We start from the raw sequence: 24,584 nt of genomic DNA, 5'->3' as shown, positions 1-24,584 counted from the left end.
GCCCGGTGCTCGGCGGGCGGACGCTGCCTGCCGCGGTGCCAGAGCCGTTTGGATCAGGTGGCGCCGAGAGGCGGTGCCGTGTCGGCTGCCCCGTGTCCCGCCGCATGATCCAGACGACAGACCCTAGTTCCGGCCCGTCCCGTGTCCCGGTGCCGTCCCCTGCGCCGCCCCGTGCCGGGCGTGGCCGTGGTGCCGGGCGTGCGGTGCCTGCGGCGTCACCTGTGCCGTGTCCAGGCGGGCGGTGATGACCAGCGTGCCCTCCTCGATCTGGTAGTCGAGCGGGAGGCCGAGGCCGCGCATGGCGGCGACCATGCCGGTGTTCGAAGCCTGCGTGACCGCGTACACGCTCTCGCAGCCGGCCTCGACGGCCATCGCCACCAGACGGCCGAGCAGTTCGTTGCCGATGCCGCGCCGCTGCCAGTCGTCCTCGACGAGCAGCGCGACCTCCGTCTCGTCGCCGTCCCACAGGAGGTGGCCGAGCCCGACGATCCTGCCGGACGCGGTCCGGACGGCGAGCGTGCGCCCGAAACGGGGGCTGAGCAGGTGGTTGAGGTACCGGTCCGCGTCTCCGACGGGGCCGTGGTACCGCATGCTCAGCGTGCGCGGCGAGCAGCGCTCGTGCATCGCCTTGGCGGCCTCGACGTCGGAGACGTCGGCGCGCTGCACGGTGATCGCGTTGCCCTCGGGCAGCGTCAGCATGTCCTGCCCGCGCGGAACGCGGGGCCCGAGCCGCGCGTCCAGTTCGACCAGCGCCCGCGCCCGGGCGAACTCGGTCGGGGTGAACGGCAGATACGGCCGCTCCACCGTGATCACTCCGCCTTCCGGCGCGCGCAGCCGCATCACCGTGTCCTCGAGCGCCCCCTCCACGGGAGCCCCCTCCGTCGCCCGGCCGGAGACGGGGGAGGTGGCGGGCAGCGAACGGATCGTGCACCGGCCGAGCAACTGCCGCAGCGCGAGAGGAAGTTCGGAGGCGTCGAGGGCGGTACGGGTGGCCAGGCCGAGCACCCGCGTCGGAGCGTCCACCAGATCATGGGCGTCGGCCCGCTCGATCCAGGTCGCGCTGCCGCCGGCCCGCGCCACGCTACGGGTGATCTCGGTGGCGGGCAGATCGGCGGGCGCGCGCAGCAGGAACTCGTCGACCGTTCCGTCCGCCAGCGGGTGCGTCTGGAGGCTCAGGATGTCGACCTGACGCTGTGCGAGCGCGGTGCAGAGCGCCGCGAGCGAACCCGGCGCGTCCTCGACCGTCGTGCGCATCCGCAGCAGCACGGTCGCCTCCTCGCCGGGCAGCGGCGCGGAGGCCGCCGTGCCCTTTCCGGAAAGCGCGCCCGTTCGCCCCTCCGAGGGCGGCCGGGCGTCGGTATCGCTCGTCGGCGGCGCGTGGCCGTGGCGCCGTGCCCACCATGTGTGGAATCCGGCCGTGGCGGCCAGGAGCGCGGCCGAGATCACCAGCAGCGCGGGACCGTCGGGCCCGTGCCCGATCAGATTGGCCACACCGTCCGCGACCGCCACGGCCGTGAACAGCGCGGCGAGTTCGACGACGTCCCGTCGCCAGTGGTGGACGGGCCGTCCGTGCTTCGCACGCGTCACATCAGACATGTCTGGAGTCATACATTCACTGTGAAGGCATGGTGTTGCGTGATCACGAACGGCTTGTGACTGATCGGTTAAGTGTCGTTCTGCCTGTTTTGTAGTTCTTTTTACGGGACTTTTGCCTCGAACGCAGGGCCTGGCTGCCCACCTGGTCACGACCGCCAGACCCTTGACCGCTTCATGTCACCCCTGTGGCGTCAGCGCGGTCCGCAGCCGCCGGGCCTGGGTCACCACCTTGGACGAGCCCTGCCGCTCGGCGATTTCGGCGAGATGCGCGAGATCCCCGCGGGCCCCGGACCGCTCGGCGCAGTCGGCGGCGACGGCCAGCAGCTCACCGAGTCCGTGCACCGTGCCGCCGCCCGGCTCGGCGGCGAGGCCGGCCAGCAGGGCCGGCAACAGGCCGCGCAGCACCGACCGGACCGTGGCGTACGCGCCCGTGGCCGCCGCCGTGCGTATCGACTCGGCCAGCCGGGACTTCTTCAGCGCGCCCCTGAGCACCAGTTCCGCGAGGTCCGCGCCGAGCCGCCCGGCGTCGAGCTGTCCCCGGGCCGCGAGGACCAGCAGGGCGTCCACGGTGGCGAGCCGGTCCTCGGGATGCCGGGCCCCGAGTCCGTACGCCACGCACAGGTGCAGCGCTTCGCCCGCCGTGCCGTCGGCCTCGGCGAGCAGCGGCAGCACCGCGGCGTCCATGTGGTCGTCCTGCACCGCGGCCGTGCCGATGTCGAGCAGCAGCCGAGCCGCCACCAGTTCCCGGCGTTCCGGCACGACGGCCGGCCAGTGCCGCCGGTCCGTGACACCCCAGTGCCGGCAGTACCAGTGGTCCTTGAGCACCGTGAGAGGACGTCCCAGAAGCCGGAACTCCTTGGGGAACAGGCCCTGTATCTCTTCGAGTTCGCCCAGTTCCAGAAGGACGCGGGCACCCGAGGTCCGCCGGCGGATCGCCGGGAGCTGCGACCCCTCGGCGGTGAGCCACTGGGCCAGCCGGTACCCCTCCGGGCTGCCGAGCGCGCGGGCCCGCGCCGCGGCCGCGGCCGCCGTCGCACGGTCGTCGCGCCGCACGCGCAGAAGTGCCTGCGCGAAGTCGGCCGACCCCGGCCGGGCGTCGAGCCGCCGGTACTCGGTGAGGCGTTCCACCAGGTCGTCCGGCTCCAGCAGCCCGGTGTCCCAGGTGGGAGTGGCCAGCAGGAACGGCATCGGATCGGTGCGAAGACGGTAAGCCGCCTCCCACAGGCGCGAGTCGAAGGCGCGGGACAGTGCGCTGTGGTGGCAGTTCCCGCTCGTCGGTCCCTGCTGCACCGCCGCGTGGAGCGTGTTCATGCTGACCCCCTCGAACAGGGAGGCCAGGACGACTTCGAGACCCTGCGCCGATTCGCGGAAGCTCCGGTCCACGACCGGGTAGCTCGGATCACGGTCCTTCCACCAGCAGCGGGCGACCACCGGGCGGAGCGCCTCCACCAGGGCGTCCCGGTCACGGTGGACATGGCGGACCAGGCCGTCCAGAGCGCGCTCGAACGCGGCGACTCCACCACCGGAGGCCAGTATCGCGCCGACCTCCTCGGCCAGTTCGGCCACCGACTCCGGTGCCGCCGCCAGCCGTGTCCGTTCCGGAAGGGGCGGCAGCACCTCCTCCTGCACCGCCGGGGCGGAGTCCGTGCCCTCGACGCCGAGGGCGCGCCGCGCCCGGAGCCGCAGTCCGGGGCTCAAGTCGGCGGCGAGCTCGCCGAGTCGTTCCCGCACGCCGTTCGCACCGTTCACGTCGTCCGCACCGTTCGCGTCGGGCAGAGCGGTGACATGGCGTTCCACCAGCTTCAGCGCACGCTCCTGCGTCTCCGTGTCCTCGTGCCCGAAGGCTTCCGCCACCGCGGGCAGCAGCACGTCCGCCGTGGACGGATCACGCCTGAGGACCTTCCCCAGCAGGACGAGCTGGGCGCGGACCAGTTTCTTCTCCGTACGGAAGAGCACGCCCGAGGACATCTCGGCGAGCTGCCGGGACGTCAGCTCACCGTCCAGCGCGAGGGAGGCGAGCGCCGACTGCGCGTGCTGGGCGACGGCCGGCACGGCCTGGCAGGCGAGCGCCGTCCAGTCGGCGGAGCGTTCGCGTTCCTCCTCGCGCGTCAGGGCCAGGGACGTCAGCAGACGCAGGAACACCCGCTGGTCGGTCGGGGCGCCACCGCGCAGGAGCCGCGCGACACAGGCGTCCACCAGGACCTTGCGGTCGAGGGTGCCCTCCTCGGCCAGCTCGGCGAGGGCGTGGTACCAGCTGCCCGGTCCGTCGCCGAACAGCCAGGCGATATCGCTCGTGATCTCCAGCGACTCGAAGAGCGCGGTGATCATCACGGGCAGGTGCGGGTCCTGGCGCATTCGCTGCGCCACGGTGTCTCCGCTGCGCCATGAGGCGCCGATGTGCATGAACCAGCCCCGTACATAGGCGTCGGTCGTCGGAACCTCGCAGCCGGACAGTCCCACCAGCCCGGTCAGCAGGGCGAACGGGACCTGGGAGGTCGCCGGCCGGGCGGCGAGCCGGTGTGTCAGATCGGCGAGCCAGCCGGACTCGCGGTCGCCCAGGACGTGGAGCAGGACACCGGGGGAAGCCTGGGACCAGCGCATGTCGGCGCCGGCGATCCAGGTCGCCGCACCGGCGGCGCCCGTGTGACACGCGGCGCCCGCCGCGTGCAGCGCGGGACCGGCCACGCGGGCCTCCGCGTTCCACGGAGCGGACCGCAGTTCCTTGCGCAGCTCCTTCAACGCGGGCAGACAGGAACGGCGTTCGCCGTCGGTCATCCCGTCCAGGAGACCCGCGGCCTCGACCGTCCGCCCCGCCCGTACCGCTTTCAGCAGTGCCTCGCCGCTCATCGTCCATCGCCCCCGTCGCACGGAACTTCCAGGAATTCATCACGTCGTGCCGTGGCCGGACCGGGGCTCGGCGCCGGACCGTCCCCCTGGGCGGCCCGAGCGCCCCGCCGCACCATCCGCACCGCGAGCGCGTGCTTGCACGGCCCGCGGCCGCCCCGGTACTTCGCCCACCACAGGCAGGAACAGCTGAGCGTTCCCGCGTCGTCGCGGACCCGGTGCACATGTCCGTCGTCCGCGGTCACCGTGCCCATGGCTCCGTCCAGGGCGACCGCGCCCGCCAGGACCAGGGCGCGGGCCGACCGCAGGCGCGGGTTGTGCCGCTCGGCCCGCCCCGCGTCGTACGGCAGCTCCCGGTGGAAGTAAGCGGCCTCCGCGGTGTCGTAGCCCACGCGGCCCGATGTGCCCAGCCGGACCAGGGCGGCTCTCACCCGCTCGGCCGGCAGGCCGGAGGCGGCGGCCAGGTCGCCCACGTCGACGCGCGGCTCCCACGCCAGCAGCACCGCGATCAACTCGGCGTCCTCGGCGGCCTCGTCGGTGGCGAGGGCGTCCAGCACCCCGCCTTCTCCGGAGAAACCCCGGGAGGCGTCCGGCGACAGCGTGAGCGTCAGCCGCATTCCGGGCAGGACGGCCTCCCATGCGCCGGCCAGGGGGGCGTCTCCGGTGACGGGCGGGCCGTACACGCGCAGGGCCGTCGCATGGCGCAGCACCCGCTGGAGCGCGATCAGCCGGTCGGGTCCGGGCAGGCACACGGCTCCCGGCACCGGCCGGGTCGTCGGACGCAGTCCCCGGCCCGACGGCACCACCCACTGGGCACCGCCCGGCCTGCCGCGCACCGTGCCGCGCGGGAGCGAGCGCAGGAACCGCACGGCCTCGGCCGCGGGCAGCTCGGCCCGCAGATCGAAGCCGGCCGCCATCACCTGGGCCTCGGCGAATCCCCGCAGCCAGCGGTCGGGCAGCGGCACCTTCTTCTCCACCACCGGTCCGTCGAGCGTGGTCACGGCCATCTCGTCGGGGCCGACCCGCAGATGGAGCGGATCGTCCGTGCCGATGCGGGAAAGGGCCTCGCGCAGGGGGTTGTTGACGTCGACGTTCGTCGTCCCGTGTCCTGTCTCGCCGCCGTCGAGGCCCGGTGCCAGCACGTCCAGACGCGCGTACACCCCGCCGCAGCCGGAGAAGGACTCGAACCGGAGCCGGTCGCCGTTGCCCGTGACCACCGGGTCGAGGGACGCCCGCAGCTGAGGCTGGTTGTAGCGCGCCGCGGCGACGTCGGCCACCGCCAGCAGTCCGGCGGCGGCCACCTGGGGCGACGTCAGGAAGCCCGCGAAGAAGCGCGGATGGTCCTCGATCCCGGTGGGCGTCGAGCCCCGCGAGGTCTCGAGCCCCAGGCGCCGCCCACCGGGCGCGGACTCCAGAACGGAGGGTCGGGTGTAGGCCACGGCCTGCAAAGATCGCGTCATGGAAAAACCGTAGAGGCGACCACTGACAATCACTCCCGCCGACGCCTTCGGGTCCTCTCGGCCGCCTATGGTGTGGGCATGCCATCGTCGGGAATCGCTCCGGAGGACCGTCGCGGGGGTACGGGGGCGAGCGGCCCGGTGCCTGAACGAGTGGATCGGATCATCAGGGCGCTGTCGTGGTGGTGGGCGTCCGTGCCCCTCCTCCTGTTCGCTCCGGCGATCGCGTACGCGATGGGGACGCCGGACTTACGAGGAGAGATCGGCTGGGTGTTCAGCCTGACGGCGCTGTTCATCGCCGTGGTCGCGCCGGTGGCGGGATTGGTGGTGGCTCAGGTCGGCGACCGGCGAGAGGCACGCCTGCGATTCGTGATCATGACCGCGTTGTCCAGTGTGCCGGTTCTCCTCCTGCTGTCCGCAGTGCTGTTCCCCGAGTGTCCGGACGGATACCACTGCTGAGGGCTGTCTTGCGGCTGCCGGTGAACAACCTGTGTGCCGGGCGGCTTTGGCCGTGGGGGTGCCGTGCCGGACGCCCGGCACGGCGGGGCGGTGTTCTCACTGGCCTACGAGCCCCGGCTGGAGCACCTGGCTGGACCACGCCGAGAGCGTGGTCCCGGGACCGGTGAGCCCGGTGGACTCGCGCGGCGCGCCGGGCCGCGCCGCCCCGGAGGTACCGCCCCGGGCCCGGGCACGGGACGTCTCAGGGCGCCGAGGACCCGTCGAGCGGGCCCCGGCCGCACGTGGCCTCCGCCATCAGCCGCACACCGTCCCGTATCCGCGCGGGCGGCAGATGGGCGTACCCCAGCACGAGCCGTACGCCGTCCACGGCCGTCGCTCCGTAGTGCGTGGCCGGCCGGACCACGACCCCCGCCGCCGCGGCCCGCGCGAGGAAGTGCTCCTGGGGCCCGTACCGGCCGGGCAGCGCGGCGACCACGTGCAGACCGGCCGCGATGCCGGAGACCTCCGTACCCGGAAAGTGCTCCTCCAGGGCCGCGACCAGGACGTCACGCCGTTCCCGGTAGGCGCGCTGGCAGCGGCGCAGCTGCCGGTCGTAGTCGCCGCGTCCGACGAAGCGGGCCAGGAGGGCCTGGTCGAGGACGGGGTTGCCGAGGTCCATGGTGCGTTTGCGTTCGACGACCTCTTCGAAGCGGGACGCCGGGACGAGGAGCCAGCCGAGCCGGAGCCCCGGAGCGAGCGATTTGCTGACCGAGCCCGTGTACGCGACGTGTTCGGGGTCGAGCCCCTGGAGGGCACCCACCGGGGCGCGGTCGTAGCGGAAGTCGCCGTCGTAGTCGTCCTCGATCACCAGCCCGTCCACGGACCTGGCCCAGTCGAGGAGTTCGGCGCGGCGCCGTGCCGAGTACGCGATGCCCGTGGGGAACTGGTGGGCGGGCGTCGTCACCACGGCCCGTACACCGGAGGCCTCGAGCGGGGCGATCGCGAGGCCCTCGTCGTCGAGCGGCAGCGGTACGGTGCCGACTCCGGCCGCGGCGAACAGCGAGCCGTGTTCCGGGCTCCCCGGACGTTCGACGCCCACGCCGGGTGTCCCGCGCGCGTGGAGCACGGATCCGAGCAGGGTCATCGCCTGGGCGACCCCGGAGACCACGATCACGCGTTCCGGGTCCGCGACCACGCCCCGGCGGCGCACGAGGAGTCCGGCCAGGGCGGTCCGCAGTTCCGGCAGACCGCGCGGATCCGGGTAGCCCAGTGCCCTGTGGGGGAGTTCGGCCAGCACCCCACGGTGCGCCGCCGCCCACGCGGAGCGCGGGAAGAGGGACAGGTCGGGGGTTCCCGCGACGAAGTCGGCCCGCACCCCCGCCGCCCGCGGGGCGCGGTCACGCGCGCGCGTGCCGGCCGCCCGGACCGCGCCGCCGACCCAGGTACCCGCCCCGCGGTCACTGCGCAGGTACCCCTCCGCCGTCAGCTGCTCGTACGCCTCGGTGACCAGCCCCCGCGAAACGCCGAGATCACCGGCCAGCTCACGGCTCGACGGCAGCCGGGTGCCGGGAGCGAGCCGTCCGGAACGGACCGCCTCGCGCAGCGCGGCCTGCAGGGTGCGTCCACGCGCGCGGGGCCGCGCCGACGCGGCGGGCAGGAGCAGTTCCCAGGCGGCCGTCCACGAAGGCGCCGGTCCCGCCGGATCCGGACGCCGCGGCCCGTCGTGATTGGTCCCCGATGACGTCATGGAAGTGGACCTTAAACCGGGCCACGTCCGTTCGTAGCGTCGTGGTCATGAACGCCATCACCATCAGGGGCGCGCTGCCGGCCGCCCTCGCCTGTGTCCTCGTCGGAGGTTCCTTCACCGCCAACAGCGTCCTGGGCCACTATCCGTACGCGGGCGGCCAGTTCCTGCGGTACGGCCTCGCCTGCCTTCTTCTGCTGCCCCTCGTCGGCCGGGGCGGAGCCGCCCCGCTGCGGCTGCTCACGGCCCGCCAGTGGGGACGCCTCGCGCTGGTCGCGGCCGTCGGCATGGTCGGGTTCAACCTCGCGGTGCTCGCCGCCGAGCGCACGGCCGAACCGGCGGTCCCCGGCGTCCTCGTGGGCTGCGCCCCGGTCGTCGTCGCGGTGCTCGTGCCGCTCCGGGAGGGCCGCCGGCCGCAGCGCCGGGTCCTGTACGGGGCGTCGCTGGTCGCGTTCGGCGCCTTCGCCGTCCAGGGGTGGGGCCGTACGGACGCGGCCGGGATCGCGTACTCCCTGGGCGCGCTGGCCGGGGAGGTCGGCTTCGCCGTACTGGCCGTACCCGTTCTGCGTCCGCTCGGGCCGCGGCTGCTGTCGGCCGCCGTGTGCGCGGTCGCCGCGGCCGAGTCGGCGGCGGCCGGGGTGATCGCCGACCGTGGAGCGTGGCTGCGGGTGCCGGACGTCACCGAGGCGACCGCCCTGCTGTGGCAGGCGGCGGTCGTCACGGTGATCGGCTTCGTCTGCTGGTACGTGGGCGTGCAGCGCATCGGGGCCGAGCGCGCCACGCTCTTCTCCGGCCTCATCCCGGTCTCCGCCGCCTGCACCGCGCCGCTCGTCGGCACGGGCGCGTACGGGATCGCCCAGGCCGTGGGGAGCGCCCTCGTGTGCGCCGGTGTCGCCCTCGGCTCAGCGGCTGCCGTCGAGGATGACGCGGGCGACGAGCGCCGGGTCGTCGTTCATCGGGACGTGGCCGCAGCCGGGCAGCTTCACGAGCCGCGCCCGCGGAATGATCTGCTTCGCCCGGACGCCCTGGCGGCGGATCAGCAGCCGGTCGCGGGTGCCCCAGGCCACGGTGACGGGGAGCGTCGGGATGTCGTCCGTGAACTGGACGTTCGTACCCGCCCGGAGGGTCTCGTCGAATCCCTCGGCGTGGGCCAGCGCGAGGGTCTCGGCGACGACCGCGTCGGGTGAACGGCGTCCGGGCCGGGCGTAGATGCTGCTGGTCAGCACCGTCCGTCCGGCCGTGGACCGGGAGAGCCGCTCGATGAGGGGGAGGGGCATGCGGCGGGCCGTCTGCCGCATGGCGATCAGCAGGCCGAAGGCGTAACGCCGTTCCACCGGCGACCAGAAACCGGCGGGCGAGAGCGCGGTGACGGACCGTACGAGCTTCTCACGCCCCAGTTCCAGGGCCAGCAGCCCGCCGAGCGAGTTGCCGGCGACGTGCGGCCGCTCGATCTCCAGCGCCTCGCACAGTGCGCCGAGCAGCGGCACCACCGTCGGCAGGTCGTGGACGAGCCCGGCGGGCAGTGCCGGGGACGCGCCGAAGCCGGGGAGGTCGACGGCGATGACGTCGCGCTCGGCGGCGAGGATGGGGATGACCGGGTCCCACGCCTGACGGTGGTGCCCGATGCCGTGCAGCAGGAGCAGCGGCTCGCCGGTGCCCACGCGCGCGTAGGACACGGTGACCGCCTTCGGGCCGCGCGGTGAGGGGAGGCTGACGGTGACCGTGTCGGACATGGGACTGCTCCTCGTCTGAACGCCGTGACGAACCATTTTGTAGACAGCTTGTCAGCAACTGCTACCGACGGGTAGCCCCGAGCCGTCACGAACCGTACACCGGCCATCGGCCGTCAGGCACCACCCGGCCCGGGCGGCGCGGCCGGGCGGCGTGAGGTGCCACCGGGCACGGACCCCGGTGTCCGGCGGGACGCCCGGTGCCTCGCGCCGCCCGAACCGGACCCGGGGTCCCCCGAGTCCGCGCTAACGCGCCCCGCGCACCTCCACGTTGAAGTCCGCGTGCCCGATGTTCTGCATGAGCTTGACCCACAGCGGCAGGTACATCTCCACCGCCCGCGCGGTCCGGATGCCCCCGAGGTCGAACACGCGGTGCGCGGGCCAGCCGAACTCGCCCAGCAGCGCGGTCACCTGCTCCTTGGCGTCCTCGTCGTCACCGGAGACGAAGATCTGGTGCTCGCCCGGCACCCTGGAAGGGTCCACCATCACCTGGCAGTTGACGGTGTTGAGGCTCTTCACCACACGGGCCCCCGGGAACTCCCGCTGGATCTGCTCGCCCACGCTGTCCGACTCGACCGGAGACAGCCGCAGTTCGCCGTCCTCGACCGCCAGGGGATTGGAGACGTCCAACAGCACCTTGCCGTCCAGGTGTTCCTCCCCGGCCGACCGCAGCACGGTGAGCGCGACCCGCCCGCCCACCGCGTTCACGACCACCTCGCCGAACGCCGCGGCCTCCGCGAAGGTGCCGTGCCGGCCCGTGGGACCCGCGCCCTCGGCCCATTCGACGGCCGCCGCGTTGTCCTTGGTGCGCGAGCCCAAGGAGACCTCGTGGCCCAGTTCGACCAGCTTGCCGGCAAGGGCGCGCCCCACGTCGCCCGTGCCCAGTACCCCGTACCGCATCGTCGTTCCTCCCGTTGTCGGGACCGTCGGCCACCGGCGGCCCGCGGCCATTGTGCTCGCGGGACGACGGTTTCGCCTGGACACCGGGGAACGTGTCGGGTGGGATGGTGCGGTGGCAGTCGACACGGTGACCGACGTCTTCGAAGAGCACCGCCCCGTACTGATGGGCGTGGCGTACCGCATGCTCGCGCGGGTGGCCGACGCGGAGGACGTGGTCCAGGAGGCCTGGCTGCGCTGGTCCGCCGAGGACCGGTCGGACGTGCGCGAACCGCGCGGGTACCTGGTCCGCGTCACGACCCGGCTCGCCCTCGACCGGCTGCGCCAGGTCAGGTCGCGCCGCGAGGCCTACGTCGGACCGTGGCTCCCGGAGCCGTACGTCACCGACTTCGGTGACACCGTGCCCGACAGCGCCGAACGGGCGGTCCTCGCGGACTCCGTCTCCCTCGCCGTCCTCGTCGTCCTGGAGTCCCTGTCACCGCTGGAGCGCGCGGTGTTCGTCCTGCGGGAGGCGTTCGGCTATCCGTACGCCGAGATCGCCACCGTCCTCGACCGGGGTGAACCGGCGGTGCGCCAGCTCGCCGGGCGGGCGCGCAGGCACGTGGAGGAACGGCGGCCGCGTTACGACGTCGACCCGGCCGAACGCCGTGACCTCACCGAACGTTTCCTCGCCGCGGCGGGCGACGGCGATCTGGAGGGACTCGTGTCCCTGCTGGCACCGGAGGCGCGGCTCATCGGTGACAGCGGAGGACTCGCCCGGGCGCCCCGGCGGGTCCTCGGCGGCGCCGAGAAGGTCGGACGCTTCGTCATCGGCGTCACCAAGAAGGGGCTCACCGGGCTGTCGTTGCGCTTCCTGGAGGTCAACGGCGGTCCCGCGGTGCTCATGCTGTCCGGGGGCGAGCCCGACAGCGTCGTCCAGCTGGACGTCGCGGACGGCCGTGTCCAGTGCGTCTACATCGTGCGCAACCCGGAGAAACTGGTGTCGGTCCCCGCCGGCTAGGACCTGTCCCGGTGCCGCGGCTTCGGCCCCCGGTGACCGTCTTCGTCCGAGGTGCCCGCAGGATGCCGAAAGCCCCCGTCTTCGTACGGGGGCTTTCGGCGTTGTGTCACGAACGTCGCCCCGTGAGAACACCCCGTGAACGCTCCACGGCGGGGCGCCCGTGCGATCCGTAAGCGTTCGAGGATTGGTCTTGACCAAGGGTGGGGGCGGTCCTATGGTCGCAGGGATAGTGCAGGAACCTTTAATAAACAAGGGCGTTAAAACGCGCCGGGCCACGGCGATTGCGGAGGACAGGGTGGGGACCACGCAGTTGGAATCGGTGCCGGAACCGAAGTACTGGCACCTCAGGACCGTGCTCAGTGAAGCGCTGGACTCCGAGTTCGCCGTGGGGGAGATCCTGCCCAACGAGCGCGACCTCGCGGCCCGCTTCGGTGTCGCCCGCGCGACCCTGCGCCAGGCGCTCGAACAGCTCGAACTGGAAGGCCGTCTGCAGCGCCGTCGCGGGGTTGGCACCACGGTCGCGCCGCCGCGCGTGGGCGTGGCCGTCGGAACCGAGCAGCACGTGTGGCCGGGGGCGGCCAACGACGCCTGGCAGGCCGCGGACTGCACCGTGGCGGCGGCGCCCGCGGCGGTGGCCGGCGTCCTGGAGACCGGCGAGCCGGTGCACACCGTGCGCCGTTCCCTGGTGACCCACGGTCAGCCCGCCGCCGCCGAGCTCCTGTACGTTCCGGCGTCCTCGGTGCCGGACCTGTCGGCGATCGACGCGCCCTCGGGCGCCGCACGCGCGCGTGCCGTGCTGCGGGAGCTCCAGCGCCTGGAGCTCGAAGGCCAGGACCGTGCCGTGGAGCTGGGCTCGGCCCGCGCGGACGACGCCAAGGAACTCGACCGCCTTCCCGGGGCGCCGGTTCTCGTCGTCACGACCCGCTTCTTCGCCGGGGGGCGTACCGCGGCGGTGTCCGTGGCCACGTACCGGGCGGACACCTGCCGGCTCACGTTCGGTGACTCCGGGGGCGTGGAGATACACCACGACCCGGAGCGCCGCGCCAGCTGAGCCGTCGTCCGGCCCGGACCGCCGCGTCCTTCGCGCCGCGTCCCCGACCACACCCGTAGCGCGCCGGAACCGCTCCGGCGCGCTACGGGGGCTGGACCGGAGTCGGAGCGGGACCTGAGCAGGCGCGGAGCCCCGGAGCGGGGCCGGTGCGGGCGGCGGCGCGCCGCCCGCGCCTCAGCGGCGCCCGGTCACGGTCCCCTCCACCGCGAACAACTGCTCCTCCACATGGTCGAGGGCCAGCCGCAGCGCACCGGTCGCCACGGCCGCCTCCCCCAGCATCGAGAGGGCCACCTCGGGCGGGCGCAGGCAGTAGCGCGCCAACTCCCTTCGCAGCGGCTCCAGCACGCCGTCCAGACCGGCCGCCCAGCCGCCGATGACGACCAGTTCGGGGTCGAGGGCGAGGACCAGGGCCGCCACGTCGTGCACCAGCCGCTGGATGAAGCGGTCCATCGCCGCGCGCGCCCGCCGGTCGCCTTCCTTGGCCAGCGCGAACACCTTGGCCACCGCCTGCTCGTCGAGCGGGTGCAATGGTTCGTCCGTCGTCGAGAGCAGCGTCTCGGGGGTGACGTCACGGCCCAGCAGATGCAGTGCGCCGATCTCACCGGCGGCTCCGCCGAACCCCCGGTGCAGCCGCCCGCCGATCATCGCGCCGGCGCCCGGGCTCAGCCCCGCCAGGACGAACACGACGTCGTCGGAGTCGGTCGCCGCCCCCTTCCAGTGCTCCGCGACCGCCGCCGCGTTGGCGTCGTTCTCCACGAGCACCGGGCATTTGAAGGAACGGCTCAGCCGTTCGCCGAGCGGCAGCCCCGTCCACTCCGGCAGCGCCGTGCCGAGGCGCACGGTGCCGTCCGCCTCCACGATGCCGGGGCTTCCCACGCCCACCGCGCGCAGGGAGCTGCGGGCGACACCCGCCCTGCGCAGCAGTTCGGCGACCGCGACCCGCAGCCGTTCCAGCCGCTCGTCGGCGGACGCCGTTTCGTCCACGTCCTTGGCCATCGCGCCCATCACGCGCCCGTCCAGGTCCGCGAGCAGGGCCGCGACACGGTGCGGGCCGATCTCGAGCCCCAGCAGGTGCCCCGCCTCCGCCCGGAACCGGAACCTGCGCGCCGGGCGCCCCTGGCGCCGCGCGGCGCCCTCCTCGGCCGCCTTCTCGACGACGAGCCCGTTCTCGATCAGTCCCTCGACGACCCCCTCGACGGTCGGCCGTGACAGTCCGGTCACCCGGGTGATCTCGGTGAGGGTCGCGCAGTCCGTGGCACGCAAGGCGTGCAGGACCACCGCGGAATTGATCCGTCGCAGCAGAGAGGGATCCCCGCCGGTCAACCGCCCCAACGTCCGTCCTCCCAGCTCGTACGCGTGTTGGCCGGATCGTACTCGTCGTGGGGGACCCCGGCGAGGGCCGGGGACCCTTTCCGTCCGCGAGCCGCCGTCAGCCCGGCGCCACGAACCCCGACTCGTAGGCCGCGATGACCGCTTGAGTACGGTCCCGGGCCCCCAGCTTCGCCAGTACGGAACTGACGTGCGACTTGACCGTCTCCGTGCCGACGACCAGCCGAGCGGCGATCTCGGCGTTGGACATCCCCCGGGCCATCAGCCGCAGCACGTCCGCCTCGCGCTCGGTCAGCGCGGCCCGCTCCATGACCGCCCGCGCCGCCGGAACGGCCCCGTCCTTCCCGTGGTCGGCCGCCAACCGCCGTACGGAGGCGGGGAAGAGCAGGGACTCGCCCTCGGCCACCAGCCGCACCGCGTGCACGATCTCGGCCGGCCGCGCCCGCTTCAGGAGGAATCCGTCGGCCCCCGCGCGCAGCGCCTCGTAGACGTACTCGTCGTTCTCGAACGTCGTCACCACGAGGATCTTGGGCGGGTCGGCGACCGTCCGCAGCAGCGCGCGGGTGGCCTCGATGCCGTCCATCAGGGGCATGCGGACGTCCATGGCCACCACGTCCGGCCGCAGCCGCCGGACCAGCGGGATCACGGCGGCGCCGTCGGCGGCCTCACCGACGACCTCGATGTCGGGCTGCGCCTCAAGGACGGCGCGCAGCCCCGCGCGTACGAGGGGCTCGTCGTCGACGAGCAGAACGGTGACCGGCATCCGGCCAGCGTAGATCAGCGCAACGGCAGCTCCGCGTGCACCTGCCAGTCGCCTTCGTGCGGGCCCGTCCGGGCGCTGCCGCCCAGCAGTGCGGCCCGCTCCCGTATGCCGCGCAGGCCGCTGCCCCGTCCGGATCCGGACCTGCCGTCCGGCAGCGGATTGCGGACCTCCAGGGAGAGAGTGCCGTCCCGGACCTCGATGCGGACCCGTACCGGAACGCTCCCGGCGTGCCGGAGCACATTGGTGAGCGCCTCCTGGAGGATGCGGTAGCCCTCCCTGGAGACCGGACCGGCCACCGTCTCCACCGGACCCGACACCTCGGCGTCCACCTTCGCCCCCGAGGCCCGCGCCGACTCCAGCAGCCGGTCGGCGTCGGTCAGCGTGGGGCGCCCGCTCACGGGGCGTTCCGTCTCGCGCAGCACACCCAGTACCCGCTCCAGGTCCTCCAGGGCCGCCCGTCCGGTCTCCTCGACGGCGGCCAGGGCGCGGGCGGCGAACTCCGGGTCGCCGGCCGCGCGCGCGGCACCGGCCTGCACCACCGCGACGGTGAGCGCGTGGCCGATGGAGTCGTGGAGCTCACGGGCGATGCGGTTGCGCTCCAGGAGTTGTTCGGTGCGCTCCTCCAGCGCGGCGAGCCGCTCTGCGGGGGAGGGGCCGAGGAGCCGCCGCGCGAGTGCCGTGGTCAGCTCGCCGAAGCCGACCACGAGGCCGTACAGGGCGAGCAGGGGCAGCGGGACGAGCAGCGCGCAGCTCCAGTGCGGGTCCAGGAGCCTCGCCAGGGGGTCGCCCCCCGGCCGGTGGCCGAAGGCCGCCATGGCGAGGTCGACGCTGAACACGGGCAGCCAGACGGTGGCCATGGACGCCACCACGCCCAGCAGCAGGCGCGCCTCCAGCCAGAGCACCGTCCGCCACCGGTCCCGCCAGCCGGCCGAAGGGGCGACCGAGAACCCCGTGTCCTCGCCGTCCCGCTCGCCCGGCGCCAGCATGAACCGCGCCTGCACCCCCTCGCCCCGCCGCACGGCCGGGATCAGCCCGAGCGGAACCACCAGCACGGCGGGCACCCACGGCTTCGACGAGTCGATGAACAGCCACACGCTGACGAGCAGCATCGGCACCCACAGGTGCAGCAGGCGTGTGTACGTCGTCCCGCACAGCAGCGGGCGCAGAAACCGGGCCATCGCGCCATCGTGCCAGTGGGCACCGGCAGCGGGCCTCCCCCGGGCGGGGGAGACGATCACCACCCGCGGGGGAGGCGGACACCGGTCGCCGACGGCCAGGCTGTGCCCATGACCAGCATCGACGTCCAAGACCTGACCAAGGAGTACGGCAGCAGGCGCGCCGTGGACCACCTGACCTTCAGCGTCCTCCCGGGCCGCGTCACCGGGTTCCTCGGCCCCAACGGCGCCGGGAAGTCCACCACCATGCGGCTCGTGCTGGGCCTGGACCGGCCCACCTCCGGCACCGCCACCGTCGGTGGCCGCGCCTACGCCGCCCTCGACGAACCGCTCCGAGAGGTGGGCGCACTCCTCGACGCGGGAGCCGCGCACGGCTCGCGGACCGCCCGGAACCACCTGAGGGCGCTCGCCGCCACCAACCGCATCCCCGAACGCCGGGTGGACGAGGTGCTGGAGGAGACGGGCCTCGCCCCGGTGGCCCGGCACCGGGTGAAGACGTACTCCCTGGGCATGCGCCAGCGCCTGGGCATCGCGGCCGCGCTCCTCGGCGACCCGCCCGTGGTGCTCCTCGACGAACCGTCGAACGGACTGGACCCCGAGGGGATCGTCTGGATCCGGGAGCTGCTGCGCCGGCTGGCCCGTGAGGGGCGCACCGTCCTCGTCTCCAGCCACCTCATGAACGAGACCGCCTCCTTCGCCGACCAGCTCGTCGTCCTCGGCCGCGGCAGGCTCCTGGCCGACATGCCGATGCGCGGGTTCATCGACGCACGCGTACGGCCCCGCGTCCGGGTGCGCGGCACGGACAGCCGCGCGCTCGGGGGCCTGCTCGCGGAACACGGCATCGAGGCCGTCGAGGGCGAGGAGGGCCGCTGGACCGCCTGGGACGCACGACCGGAGGACGTCGGCCGCCTCGCTTCGGCCGCCGGCCTCACCGTTCTCGAACTCGCCGCGGAGGAAGGCACGTTGGAGCAGGCGTATCTGGACCTGACCGCCACCGAGACCGAGTTCGCCGCCGTCCCCGCTCAGCCCCAGGAGGTGTGACCATGTCCTTCGCACCCGCACTCCGCGCGGAACTGATCAAGATCCGGACCCTGCGCCCGCTCCTGTGGGGCCTGCTCGCCGTCCTCGCGGCCACGGTGGCGTTCTCGGCACTCGCCGGGCTCGACGACTCCGACGCCCCGGAGTCCGACCCGCTCTTCTCGGCGTTCTTCGGTGTCGGCTTCGGTCAGATCGCGGCCGTCACCTTCGGGGCCCAGGCGGTCTCGGCCGAGTACCAGGGCGGCGCGCTGCGCGTCTCGCTGGCGGCGGTTCCCGGCCGGGGGCGCTGGTTCCTGGCCAAGGCGGTGGCGATCGGCGCCCCGGCCCTGGGCATCGGCCTGGTCACCGGCGTGAGCAGCCTGGCCGTGGGGACGTCCGTGCTCGGTTCCCGGGCGGACGCCCTGACCTGGCAGGAGGAACTGCGGGGTGTGGTCGGCTGCGCGGTCTACCTGTCCTTGATGGCCCTCTTCGCGGCGGGGCTGGCGGCCGTCCTGCGCAGTGGGGTCGCCACACTGAGCATCCTGATCCCGTTCCTGCTGATCGTGTCCTTCGTCGTCGGGAACGCGTCCGGGAGCGTGGCGGACTTCCTGCCGGACAAGGCGGGTCAGACGGTCCTGCACGAGACGTGGGACGGTCCCCTGGGACCCTGGAGCGGGCTCGCCGTGACCGCCCTGTGGGCCGCCGCGGCACTGGGCGCGGGCGCGTGGTGCGTCCGGCGCAGGGACGCGTGAGCGCACCGGCTTCCCGACGTCCCACCCGTTGTACGCCGCACCCGTCGCCGGTGATCGATCCGCCGTGATCCGGTGGTCGCGGGGACCGGCCCGTCCGGGACCCGGTCAGGGGGCGAGGCGGTCGCACACCTCGGTGACCAGGCCGTCGGCTTCGTCGAGCGCGGCGGCCAGCGTCCCCGGAGAGGTCCCGAGCGCGGAGAACAGCCGGTGTGCCCGTGCGGCGAAATCCGCCGGGGCGGCGGCGAGTTCTCCCGCGGACCGGACCGCGCCCTTCTCGTTGAGCACCCAGCGCCGGGCATGGGCGTGGAGGGCGTGCGTGAGGAGTCCGACCGCGCGGAAGAGGCATCCGGAGACGTGGAAGACGTCACCGCGCGCGGCACCCTTGCGGGCGCAGGCCAGGATGAACGGCGCCTCCCACCGAGCGTTGTCCATGAGCGCCTCGCGCAGCGGCTCGGGGTAGCGGCGCGTCCGCTCCCGCAGGTCCCGGAGCTCGCCGCCGGGGTCGGCGAGGACCTGTCCGACGGCCACCTCACCGGCGTAGGCGTGGGAGTACACGCCCAGGGGATGGCCGGGCTGGACGCCGATCTCGAAGCGCCCGGCGAGGCACTCCCGCCATACGCGGTGCACCCGGTCCAGGTCGCGGTAGATCCAGTCGACGCGGTGGCCGTCGACGGTCAGCCAGCCGCCACCGTCCACCCACGGTCCCCAGCCGCCCGGCTCGGTCACCTCCACCGGGCCGCCGGTCAGCCGGTCCGCGAGCAGACGCAGGGCGGCGGTGTCCAGGGGCGGCCGGTAGTACAGGCCCAGATCGAAGTCGGAATCGGGACCGTGCGTGCCGGTCGCCCGGCTGCCCCCCAGGCACACACCGACGACGCCGTCCACCTCGGTCAGCCGGTCCGCGATCTCCCCCAGACGGTCCATGCCCCGGATTCTGCCGGAGGGGTTCTCCCGCCGCGACCGGATTCCGCACGGTTCCGCGCCGCCGGAGAACGCCGGAGGCCGCCCGCGATGACGGCACGAGCCGGTCGCGGGCGGCCTCCGGGGCCGCTCGGGCAAGGGGGGTACCTCCCTGCTCGAACGGAGCCGAGAGCTCGGGGGAGGGTCAGAGGATCGCGCCGGGCGTGTAGCCCGCGGCCTCCGGGTGCTGCTTCACGATCTCCTCGACACGGCCGACGACGACGGCCACCTGGTCGGCGGCGGCTCCCGTGAAGGACAGCTTGTCGGCCATCAGCTCGTCGAGCTGCGCGCGGTCCAGCGGGATGCGCTCGTCGGCGGCGAGCTTGTCGAGCAGCTCGTTGCGCTCGGCGCCCTGCTCGCGCATGGCGAGGGCGGAGGCGACGGCGTTCTCCTTGATCGCCTCGTGGGCGACCTCACGGCCGACACCGGCGCGCACCGCGCCCATCAGGACCTTGGTCGTCGCGAGGAACGGCAGGTAGCGGTCCAGCTCGCGGGCGACGACGGCCGGGAAGGCGCCGAACTCGTCGAGGACGGTCAGGAAGGTCTCCAGCAGACCGTCGAGCGCGAAGAACGCGTCCGGCAGCGCGACCCGGCGCACCACCGAGCACGACACGTCGCCCTCGTTCCACTGGTCGCCGGCCAGCTCGCCGGTCATCGACGCGTAGCCGCGCAGGATGACCATCAGGCCGTTGACGCGCTCGCAGGAGCGGGTGTTCATCTTGTGCGGCATCGCGGAGGAGCCGACCTGGCCGGGCTTGAAGCCCTCGGTGACCAGCTCGTGCCCGGCCATCAGGCGGATGGTCTTGGCGGTCGAGGACGGGGCGGCCGCGAGCTGCACCAGCGCGGTCACCACGTCGTAGTCCAGCGAGCGCGGGTAGACCTGGCCGACGGAGGTGAAGGCCTGCGAGAAGCCGAGGTGCACGGCGATCCGCTGCTCCAGGTCCGCGAGCTTGGCCGCGTCGCCGCCCAGCAGGTCGAGCATGTCCTGGGCCGTGCCGACCGGGCCCTTGATGCCGCGCAGCGGGTAGCGGCCGAGCAGCTCCTCGAGACGGCCGTACGCGACGAGCATCTCGTCGGTGGCGGTCGCGAAGCGCTTGCCGAGGGTGGTGGCCTGCGCGGCCACGTTGTGCGAGCGGCCGGCCATGACCAGCTCGGCGTACTCGCCGGAGAGTTTGGCCAGCCGGGCGAGGACCGCCACCGTACGGTCGCGCACCAGCTCCAGGGAGAGCCTGATCTGAAGCTGCTCGACGTTCTCGGTGAGGTCGCGGGACGTCATGCCCTTGTGGACGTGCTCGTGGCCGGCGAGGTCGTTGAACTCCTCGATCCGCGCCTTCACGTCGTGCCGGGTGACCTTCTCGCGCTCGGCGATGGAGGCGAGGTCGACCTGGTCGAGGACGCGCTCGTAATCGGCGACGGCGGCGTCCGGCACCTCGATCCCGAGGTCCTTCTGGGCCCGCAGCACGGCGAGCCAGAGCTGACGCTCCAGCTTGACCTTCTGCTCGGGGGACCAGAGCGTGGCGAGCTCGGCGGAGGCGTAGCGTCCGGCGAGAACGTTGGGGATACGGGGCTTTGCAGGCGCGGCAGTCACGTGTATGGAGCATACCGGCTGTCCGGCGCGGCTCCTGTTATGTCCGCCGCGTCCCGGATGCGCAGGTCGTGGCGGAGCGGCACCCCCCGGCGGACCGGGGCGTGCGTGAGGGGCGCGGGGACGGGACGGAGGTGTCGCGCTCGGCGCGCACCGCGGACCGCGTCGTCGCTCCTGCCTCCGCCGGTCACCCCGGCGGATTCGTGCTCAACTCCTTTGAACGGAGGGGAGTCGCGCAACGTACTGGTGGGTGGACGGATGGCTGGGTGGAAGTCTGGTGGAACGTTTTCGCAGGGCCGTGATCAAGAACCCGAACGCGGGGGACGGCTTCCGTAGCCCGCCTGCGCGTGCGGATCGGGATGGGCCTGCTCGCTGCCGACAACAGCGCGCAGACCCCCGTAGGTCTTCGAGGTGAACCGGTCGTGGGCGAAGGTGAGCTCTGCCGTGATCAGTTGGTTGCGCTCGTCGTTGACTTCCTCGATCTCCTGCATGAGCTGGGAGTTCTTGGCGCGCAGCGCCGTGTTCGCGTTGCGCGCCTCGTCGAGGGCTCTGGCATGACTGCCTAGTCTGATGGCTGTGACGGTGGCCCTTCGGGCCATGGCCTTCTCTCGCCTGGACAGGTCCAGCTCGCGTTTCTGCATGTCCAGCTCGAGACGTTGTCGATGCTCCGCCAGGACGCTGAGATCGTGTCGTGTGCGGGTGTCGACCTGCGTCACCGTGCGGCGGAGCAGGGCCGCAAGTGCCCCGGCCACGCCCATGGTTAACAGGCCGATCCCGACTGCCGCCAACTCCCATGCATGGTGCCAGACGCCCACGCCCACGAATGTCCAGCCGGCTGTGCAGCTGGCGGCGGACGCGGATGCCAGTCTGTACGCCACGTTTCGTTACCCCCTTGCAGTGGCCCCCCGGCTCTCGTCGGCGTCGAGATCCTTTTGAAGCTCGATAGCTTGGACGATGTTCCCGCTGAGCATTGTGCGGATCCTGAGGTCAGTGATTCCCCATGCGTCCATTGCCTCCTCCGGGGTGAGTGTTACTGAGGCTACCCTCCGTGTCGCAGGCTGAGGCCCGTGTTCCGGCGGAAGCATGCCGCTGTTCACCAACATCTCTCGCTGGTCGAGACCGAGTACTGACGCCCATGTGGTCAGTTGCGAGGGAAGAGGGAGGGTTTTTCCTTCCAGTGTTCTGCTGATCGTCGTCAGGCTCACTCCAATCGAGGTGGCCAGCTGGGCCCGGCCACCGGCTCGTGGGCGTACGTCGTACCCGGCCGCTGTCGCGGCGTCCGTGAGGTACTCGCCCACCCTCCTTGCGAGAGCTTGTCGCTCACCGCGGGACTCGTGGGGGGACTCTTCCATGCTCCGCATGTTTCGGAGAGTAGCGCGCGTGTATGCAACTTGCACGCGACTTGCATGCGTGCATCTTCGCAGGTCAATAGGCATTTAAGAGTCATGCCAGGCCAAGGGGGACTGCTCGCACTCCAGTTCCCCGCAAAAAGTCTGGCGTTCGTCCGGGCGAAGCAACTTGCGCACGTGTACGCAAGTTGCATATGTTGCATGACTGTGAGTTAGTCGCACGTATGCAAGTCCCTTTGAGGGGACCCTATTTGCACCGCCTCGGCATCGGCTCGACCAGGCTCCGGAGCTGCGAGGCAACCGCGGGGGACGCCTCGAAATTTTCGGACGCGACGGCCCGGCCGTCCGGTGCCCGAGCCCGGCCGCGGCCGGATCGGACCGTCGCGGCACTTGCCCACCACAGTTCATCCACTCATGAACGGAGTAGGCCTTGATCGCCGAGGCTAACGCCGCCACACCGCGGTTCGACACCAGGGAACCGGCCCTTATCGCCCGTGCGCTCGCGGGTGACCGGGACGCGTTCGGGGAGCTCTACGCTCTGCACCACCCCGCGGTACTGGCTTACGTACAGCGCCGTGTACGCAATCGGCAGGTCGCCGAGGACATCACCGGCGAGACCTTCCTCAACGCCTGGATGAAGCGCGGGACCTTCACCTACCGCGGCATCGGCTTCGTCGGGTGGCTGATCGCCATCGCCCGGAACAAGGTCATCGACCATTGCAAGAGTGCCCAGCGCCGTGAGTTCGTCGTCGAGGACATGCTCGGCTTCGACGAGGACCTGACGGCCAGTACCGAGGACACCGTACTGGTCAGTCTGGACGAGGAGTTGCTGCGCCGGGCGCTGGAGCAGCTGCGGCCGCCGCAGCGCGAAGTCCTCACGCGCCGGTTCCTGATGGAGTTCTCGGTGCTGGAGACCGCGCGTCAGATGTCACGGTCCGAAGGCGCTGTGAAAACCCTGCAGTTCAGGGCTCTGGCCAAGCTGCGCAGTGAGTACCTGGGGGTGGCGGCATGACCACCGTGCCCGAGATCCGTTCGGTTGTCGAAGCCAACCTTGCCGAGCAACTCGGCGCTTTCGCCCGGGAGTTCGTCGCGGACCTGGAGGCGCAGGGGCGTCTGGTGGAGGCGGGCGGGGCGGGCGTTCTCGAGCGGCTGCGGGCACAGGTCGAGGCCGCGCGGAACCACCCGGAGGCGTACCACGCGGCCGTCGACACGATCGTCGAGGACTGCGGTTATCCGAGCGAGGTCGCGATGCGGATCGCCACCGCGCTGAACCGCAAGGGGCTGATCCCCGGCGACGACGCCGAGCCCCGGCGCGACCGTGCGCCGGCGTCCGCGCGGGAACAGGGGGAGCGGGCTTCCGGTTCCGAGGCTCCCGGTTCCGAGGCTTCCGAGCCGCGGCACGAGCGCGTTCCGGCGTCCGTACCGGACCGGGGGGAGCGGGCTCCCGGTGCCGGGGGTGCCGAACCCCGGCACGACCGCGTGCCCGCGCCCGGGCCCCACGGTGAGGAGCCCGCCCGCGGAGGTGAGGAGCCCGGCCCCCGGCGCGATCACGCTCCCGCGTCCGTGCCGGACCTCACGGGGCCGGTTCCCGGCGGCGGCGATCCCGAGCCGCGGCACGACCGGGCTTCCGCCTCCCCCTCGTCGTTCCTGCCGCCCGCGCGCGGCGCGATCGTCCTGCACCTCGCCGACCGCACCCCCGGACGGGTCGCGGCGGACCGCGGGGCGGCCCCGGTGCCGCAGCGTGTCGACGGCGAGGTTCCGCGCGTGCGGCCCGCTGCCGCGCGGTCGCGCCCGGTCGGCTGGGGCAGCGCGTCCGCGCGCGCGGTCTCCGTGGCCGCGAGCCTCCAGTCCGACCACCTCGCGCGACTGGAGGCCATGCAGATCACGGCCGACGGCGAGCGGGTGACGGTGGCCATCAAGGCCACCTGCCTGGAGGACTGGGAGTACTGGCTCGACGCGATCGGGGCTCCCCGCAACGTCAGGACCAGGACGGCCGGGCACGCCCAGGTGGCCGCGGGAACCCTCGACGGGGTCGCCGTCCACCTCACCGCGCACGGTGTCCCCGAACTCCTCCAGGAGGCGAGCGACGAGGCCACCGATCCGTTCTTCCTCTGGGGCCGGATCTACGACCTCGGGATGGGGCAGGTCGACCGCGCCGACCGGATCTGGCTGGCTCTCGGCCGGCGCCAGGACGAGCGCGGGATGCCCCTGCTGGTCCTGCGCGGCGCGGACGGTCCCCCCTATCCGCTGGCCTCGATCGTCATGGCGCACGGCCCGCTGACGGCGACCCCCCTGCCCTCGGGAGGGATCGCCCCGGACAGCGCGTGACCACGGCCGGGACGCCGGTCCGACTGGCTGTTTCTCACTCGTGGTGCCCCGCGCCTCTGCATGAGGCGAACCAGGGCGACGCGTCCACGAACGCTCACGACCCGTGTACTGAACCTGGCGCAGAGCGACCCCGTTCCGCAGTAGGTGCGGCCGTTCGACATGGCTGGTTTCCCACCCTGCCGGCAGTCCGTCGCACGGGTGCCGATGGGGCACATCGGCCCTGATCGGTCCACCGGTGGCGTGTCGGTGCCAAAAGGTACGCACGTGTCTTTCCCCCGGCCACGCCCATGGACAAGTGCCGACAAGTTCCTCGGGCGGTGCTCAGGGGCGTACTTCTCAGGCCCACGCATGAGTGCTTTGATGTTGATTCCAGCGGGAACTCCCGGCTGGCCTGTTACTTGCCATCCCCATCCAGGGTGGCGAGACGGCTCCTCTCCATGCTCCGCAAAGCTGGAGGGGCCGTCGGCGGGGGCCCGCGGGCGCGGCGGGGCCGGCCCGGGTTACGGGGGACCCGGGGGCGGCTGAAAGGGCCATCCGGTGACCCCCGCCCCCCCGCTGCCGCCCGGGGGCGC

General features: G+C 72.9%; 20 protein-coding genes and 1 pseudogene. 8 read left to right on the top strand and 13 right to left on the bottom strand.

Annotation, left to right across the window (positions count from 1 at the left end):
* Nucleotides 1-123: 123 nt before the first annotated feature.
* The 3 genes from ACFW6B_RS10585 to ACFW6B_RS10575 form a co-directional block, all read right to left on the bottom strand.
* The gene (locus ACFW6B_RS10585; RefSeq protein WP_386594187.1) at nt 124-1,608 is read right to left on the bottom strand and encodes a GNAT family N-acetyltransferase; all 1,485 of its coding nucleotides are present in this window, start codon (nt 1,606-1,608) and stop codon (nt 124-126) included.
* A 165-nt stretch (nt 1,609-1,773) separates the two neighbouring features.
* Nucleotides 1,774-4,443: a DUF6493 family protein gene (locus ACFW6B_RS10580; protein WP_386594184.1), complete on the bottom strand. Its 2,670-nt coding sequence runs from the start codon at nt 4,441-4,443 to the stop codon at nt 1,774-1,776.
* The gene (locus ACFW6B_RS10575; RefSeq protein WP_386594183.1) at nt 4,440-5,900 is read right to left on the bottom strand and encodes an SWIM zinc finger family protein; all 1,461 of its coding nucleotides are present in this window, start codon (nt 5,898-5,900) and stop codon (nt 4,440-4,442) included. Before ACFW6B_RS10575 ends, ACFW6B_RS10580 begins: the two co-directional genes overlap by 4 nt.
* A 150-nt stretch (nt 5,901-6,050) precedes the next feature.
* On the opposite strand from ACFW6B_RS10575, the gene ACFW6B_RS10570 reads away from it, so the two are divergent.
* Nucleotides 6,051-6,356, top strand: coding sequence for a hypothetical protein (locus ACFW6B_RS10570; RefSeq protein WP_386594181.1), 306 nt, complete (start codon nt 6,051-6,053; stop codon nt 6,354-6,356).
* A 241-nt stretch (nt 6,357-6,597) separates the two neighbouring features.
* Here the strand turns inward: ACFW6B_RS10570 and ACFW6B_RS10565 are convergent, their stop codons facing one another.
* Nucleotides 6,598-8,082, bottom strand: coding sequence for a PLP-dependent aminotransferase family protein (locus tag ACFW6B_RS10565; protein ID WP_386594179.1), 1,485 nt, complete (start codon nt 8,080-8,082; stop codon nt 6,598-6,600).
* Between ACFW6B_RS10565 and ACFW6B_RS10560 the strand changes: the two are divergent.
* Nucleotides 8,073-8,966 (top strand): annotated as a pseudogene (locus ACFW6B_RS10560) (EamA family transporter); the annotation flags it as partial. The gene ACFW6B_RS10565 and the pseudogene ACFW6B_RS10560 sit on opposite strands and share 10 nt — an antisense overlap.
* Before the next feature lie 15 nt (nt 8,967-8,981).
* On the opposite strand, the gene ACFW6B_RS10555 reads toward ACFW6B_RS10560, so the two are convergent.
* Together ACFW6B_RS10555 and ACFW6B_RS10550 are read right to left on the bottom strand one after the other, a co-directional pair.
* The gene (locus tag ACFW6B_RS10555) at nt 8,982-9,812 is read right to left on the bottom strand and encodes an alpha/beta fold hydrolase (RefSeq protein WP_386594177.1); all 831 of its coding nucleotides are present in this window, start codon (nt 9,810-9,812) and stop codon (nt 8,982-8,984) included.
* A gap of 243 nt (nt 9,813-10,055) precedes the next feature.
* Nucleotides 10,056-10,709, bottom strand: coding sequence for an NADPH-dependent F420 reductase (locus ACFW6B_RS10550; RefSeq protein WP_386594175.1), 654 nt, complete (start codon nt 10,707-10,709; stop codon nt 10,056-10,058).
* A 112-nt stretch (nt 10,710-10,821) separates the two neighbouring features.
* On the opposite strand from ACFW6B_RS10550, the gene ACFW6B_RS10545 reads away from it, so the two are divergent.
* Both ACFW6B_RS10545 and ACFW6B_RS10540 read left to right on the top strand, forming a co-directional pair.
* Nucleotides 10,822-11,706, top strand: coding sequence for an RNA polymerase sigma-70 factor (locus ACFW6B_RS10545; RefSeq protein WP_386594174.1), 885 nt, complete (start codon nt 10,822-10,824; stop codon nt 11,704-11,706).
* A 295-nt stretch (nt 11,707-12,001) separates the two neighbouring features.
* Nucleotides 12,002-12,757 (top strand): GntR family transcriptional regulator, encoded by a 756-nt coding sequence (locus ACFW6B_RS10540; protein WP_386594172.1) that lies wholly within the window; start codon nt 12,002-12,004, stop codon nt 12,755-12,757.
* Nucleotides 12,758-12,931: 174 nt separating this feature from the next.
* Here the strand turns inward: ACFW6B_RS10540 and ACFW6B_RS10535 are convergent, their stop codons facing one another.
* The 3 genes from ACFW6B_RS10535 to ACFW6B_RS10525 form a co-directional block, all read right to left on the bottom strand.
* A complete protein-coding gene (locus tag ACFW6B_RS10535; protein WP_386594170.1) occupies nt 12,932-14,089 on the bottom strand; it encodes an ROK family transcriptional regulator in 1,158 nt (385 codons plus the stop codon).
* 97 nt (nt 14,090-14,186) lie between these two features.
* Entirely contained in the window at nt 14,187-14,849 is a 663-nt protein-coding gene (locus ACFW6B_RS10530; protein ID WP_386594168.1) for a response regulator, read from the bottom strand.
* Between the two features lie 14 nt (nt 14,850-14,863).
* Entirely contained in the window at nt 14,864-16,027 is a 1,164-nt protein-coding gene (locus ACFW6B_RS10525) for a sensor histidine kinase (RefSeq protein ID WP_386594166.1), read from the bottom strand.
* Nucleotides 16,028-16,135: 108 nt separating this feature from the next.
* On the opposite strand from ACFW6B_RS10525, the gene ACFW6B_RS10520 reads away from it, so the two are divergent.
* A complete protein-coding gene (locus ACFW6B_RS10520) occupies nt 16,136-17,065 on the top strand; it encodes an ATP-binding cassette domain-containing protein (protein ID WP_386594164.1) in 930 nt (309 codons plus the stop codon).
* Nucleotides 17,066-17,067: 2 nt separating this feature from the next.
* The gene (locus ACFW6B_RS10515) at nt 17,068-17,793 is read left to right on the top strand and encodes an ABC transporter permease subunit (RefSeq protein WP_386594161.1); all 726 of its coding nucleotides are present in this window, start codon (nt 17,068-17,070) and stop codon (nt 17,791-17,793) included.
* A 105-nt stretch (nt 17,794-17,898) separates the two neighbouring features.
* Here ACFW6B_RS10515 and ACFW6B_RS10510 read toward each other — a convergent pair whose 3' ends face one another.
* The 4 genes from ACFW6B_RS10510 to ACFW6B_RS10495 all read right to left on the bottom strand — a co-directional run bounded on the left by ACFW6B_RS10510 (nt 17,899) and on the right by ACFW6B_RS10495 (nt 21,687).
* On the bottom strand, nt 17,899-18,714 hold the full coding sequence (locus ACFW6B_RS10510) for a nucleotidyltransferase domain-containing protein (RefSeq protein ID WP_386594159.1): 816 nt from the start codon (nt 18,712-18,714) through the stop codon (nt 17,899-17,901).
* 181 nt (nt 18,715-18,895) lie between these two features.
* Nucleotides 18,896-20,338, bottom strand: a complete 1,443-nt coding sequence (purB, locus tag ACFW6B_RS10505) for an adenylosuccinate lyase (protein ID WP_386594157.1) — start codon at nt 20,336-20,338, stop codon at nt 18,896-18,898.
* 299 nt (nt 20,339-20,637) lie between these two features.
* A complete protein-coding gene (locus tag ACFW6B_RS10500; protein ID WP_386594155.1) occupies nt 20,638-21,087 on the bottom strand; it encodes a hypothetical protein in 450 nt (149 codons plus the stop codon).
* 132 nt (nt 21,088-21,219) lie between these two features.
* A complete protein-coding gene (locus tag ACFW6B_RS10495; RefSeq protein WP_386594153.1) occupies nt 21,220-21,687 on the bottom strand; it encodes a transcriptional regulator in 468 nt (155 codons plus the stop codon).
* Nucleotides 21,688-22,114: 427 nt separating this feature from the next.
* On the opposite strand from ACFW6B_RS10495, the gene ACFW6B_RS10490 reads away from it, so the two are divergent.
* Together ACFW6B_RS10490 and ACFW6B_RS10485 are read left to right on the top strand one after the other, a co-directional pair.
* The gene (locus ACFW6B_RS10490; RefSeq protein WP_386594151.1) at nt 22,115-22,696 is read left to right on the top strand and encodes an RNA polymerase sigma factor; all 582 of its coding nucleotides are present in this window, start codon (nt 22,115-22,117) and stop codon (nt 22,694-22,696) included.
* Complete coding sequence (locus tag ACFW6B_RS10485) at nt 22,693-24,012, top strand: BN159_2729 family protein (RefSeq protein ID WP_386594148.1); 1,320 nt, start codon at nt 22,693-22,695, stop codon at nt 24,010-24,012. The genes ACFW6B_RS10490 and ACFW6B_RS10485 overlap by 4 nt, the downstream gene beginning before the upstream one ends.
* Nucleotides 24,013-24,584 lie beyond the last annotated feature (572 nt).

The sequence above is a fragment of the Streptomyces sp. NPDC058751 genome (genome assembly GCF_042746485.1).
Lineage (GTDB): Bacteria > Actinomycetota > Actinomycetes > Streptomycetales > Streptomycetaceae > Streptomyces.
The sequence above is the reverse complement of the archived record's forward strand: the minus strand, read 5'-3'. Positions and strand labels throughout refer to the sequence as shown.

Bases quoted from the DNA above. Each gene is read 5' to 3' on its own strand.
- ACFW6B_RS10585 (WP_386594187.1), bottom strand. From the start codon at position 1,608: ATGACTCCAGACATGTCTGATGTGACGCGTGCGAAGCACGGACGGCCC.
- ACFW6B_RS10580 (WP_386594184.1), bottom strand. From the start codon at position 4,443: ATGAGCGGCGAGGCACTGCTGAAAGCGGTACGGGCGGGGCGGACGGTC.
- ACFW6B_RS10575 (WP_386594183.1), bottom strand. From the start codon at position 5,900: ATGACGCGATCTTTGCAGGCCGTGGCCTACACCCGACCCTCCGTTCTG.
- ACFW6B_RS10565 (WP_386594179.1), bottom strand. From the start codon at position 8,082: ATGACGTCATCGGGGACCAATCACGACGGGCCGCGGCGTCCGGATCCG.
- ACFW6B_RS10555 (WP_386594177.1), bottom strand. From the start codon at position 9,812: ATGTCCGACACGGTCACCGTCAGCCTCCCCTCACCGCGCGGCCCGAAG.
- ACFW6B_RS10550 (WP_386594175.1), bottom strand. From the start codon at position 10,709: ATGCGGTACGGGGTACTGGGCACGGGCGACGTGGGGCGCGCCCTTGCC.
- ACFW6B_RS10530 (WP_386594168.1), bottom strand. From the start codon at position 14,849: ATGCCGGTCACCGTTCTGCTCGTCGACGACGAGCCCCTCGTACGCGCG.
- ACFW6B_RS10525 (WP_386594166.1), bottom strand. From the start codon at position 16,027: ATGGCCCGGTTTCTGCGCCCGCTGCTGTGCGGGACGACGTACACACGC.
- ACFW6B_RS10520 (WP_386594164.1), top strand. From the start codon at position 16,136: ATGACCAGCATCGACGTCCAAGACCTGACCAAGGAGTACGGCAGCAGG.
- ACFW6B_RS10515 (WP_386594161.1), top strand. From the start codon at position 17,068: ATGTCCTTCGCACCCGCACTCCGCGCGGAACTGATCAAGATCCGGACC.
- ACFW6B_RS10510 (WP_386594159.1), bottom strand. From the start codon at position 18,714: ATGGACCGTCTGGGGGAGATCGCGGACCGGCTGACCGAGGTGGACGGC.
- ACFW6B_RS10495 (WP_386594153.1), bottom strand. From the start codon at position 21,687: ATGGAAGAGTCCCCCCACGAGTCCCGCGGTGAGCGACAAGCTCTCGCA.
- ACFW6B_RS10485 (WP_386594148.1), top strand. From the start codon at position 22,693: ATGACCACCGTGCCCGAGATCCGTTCGGTTGTCGAAGCCAACCTTGCC.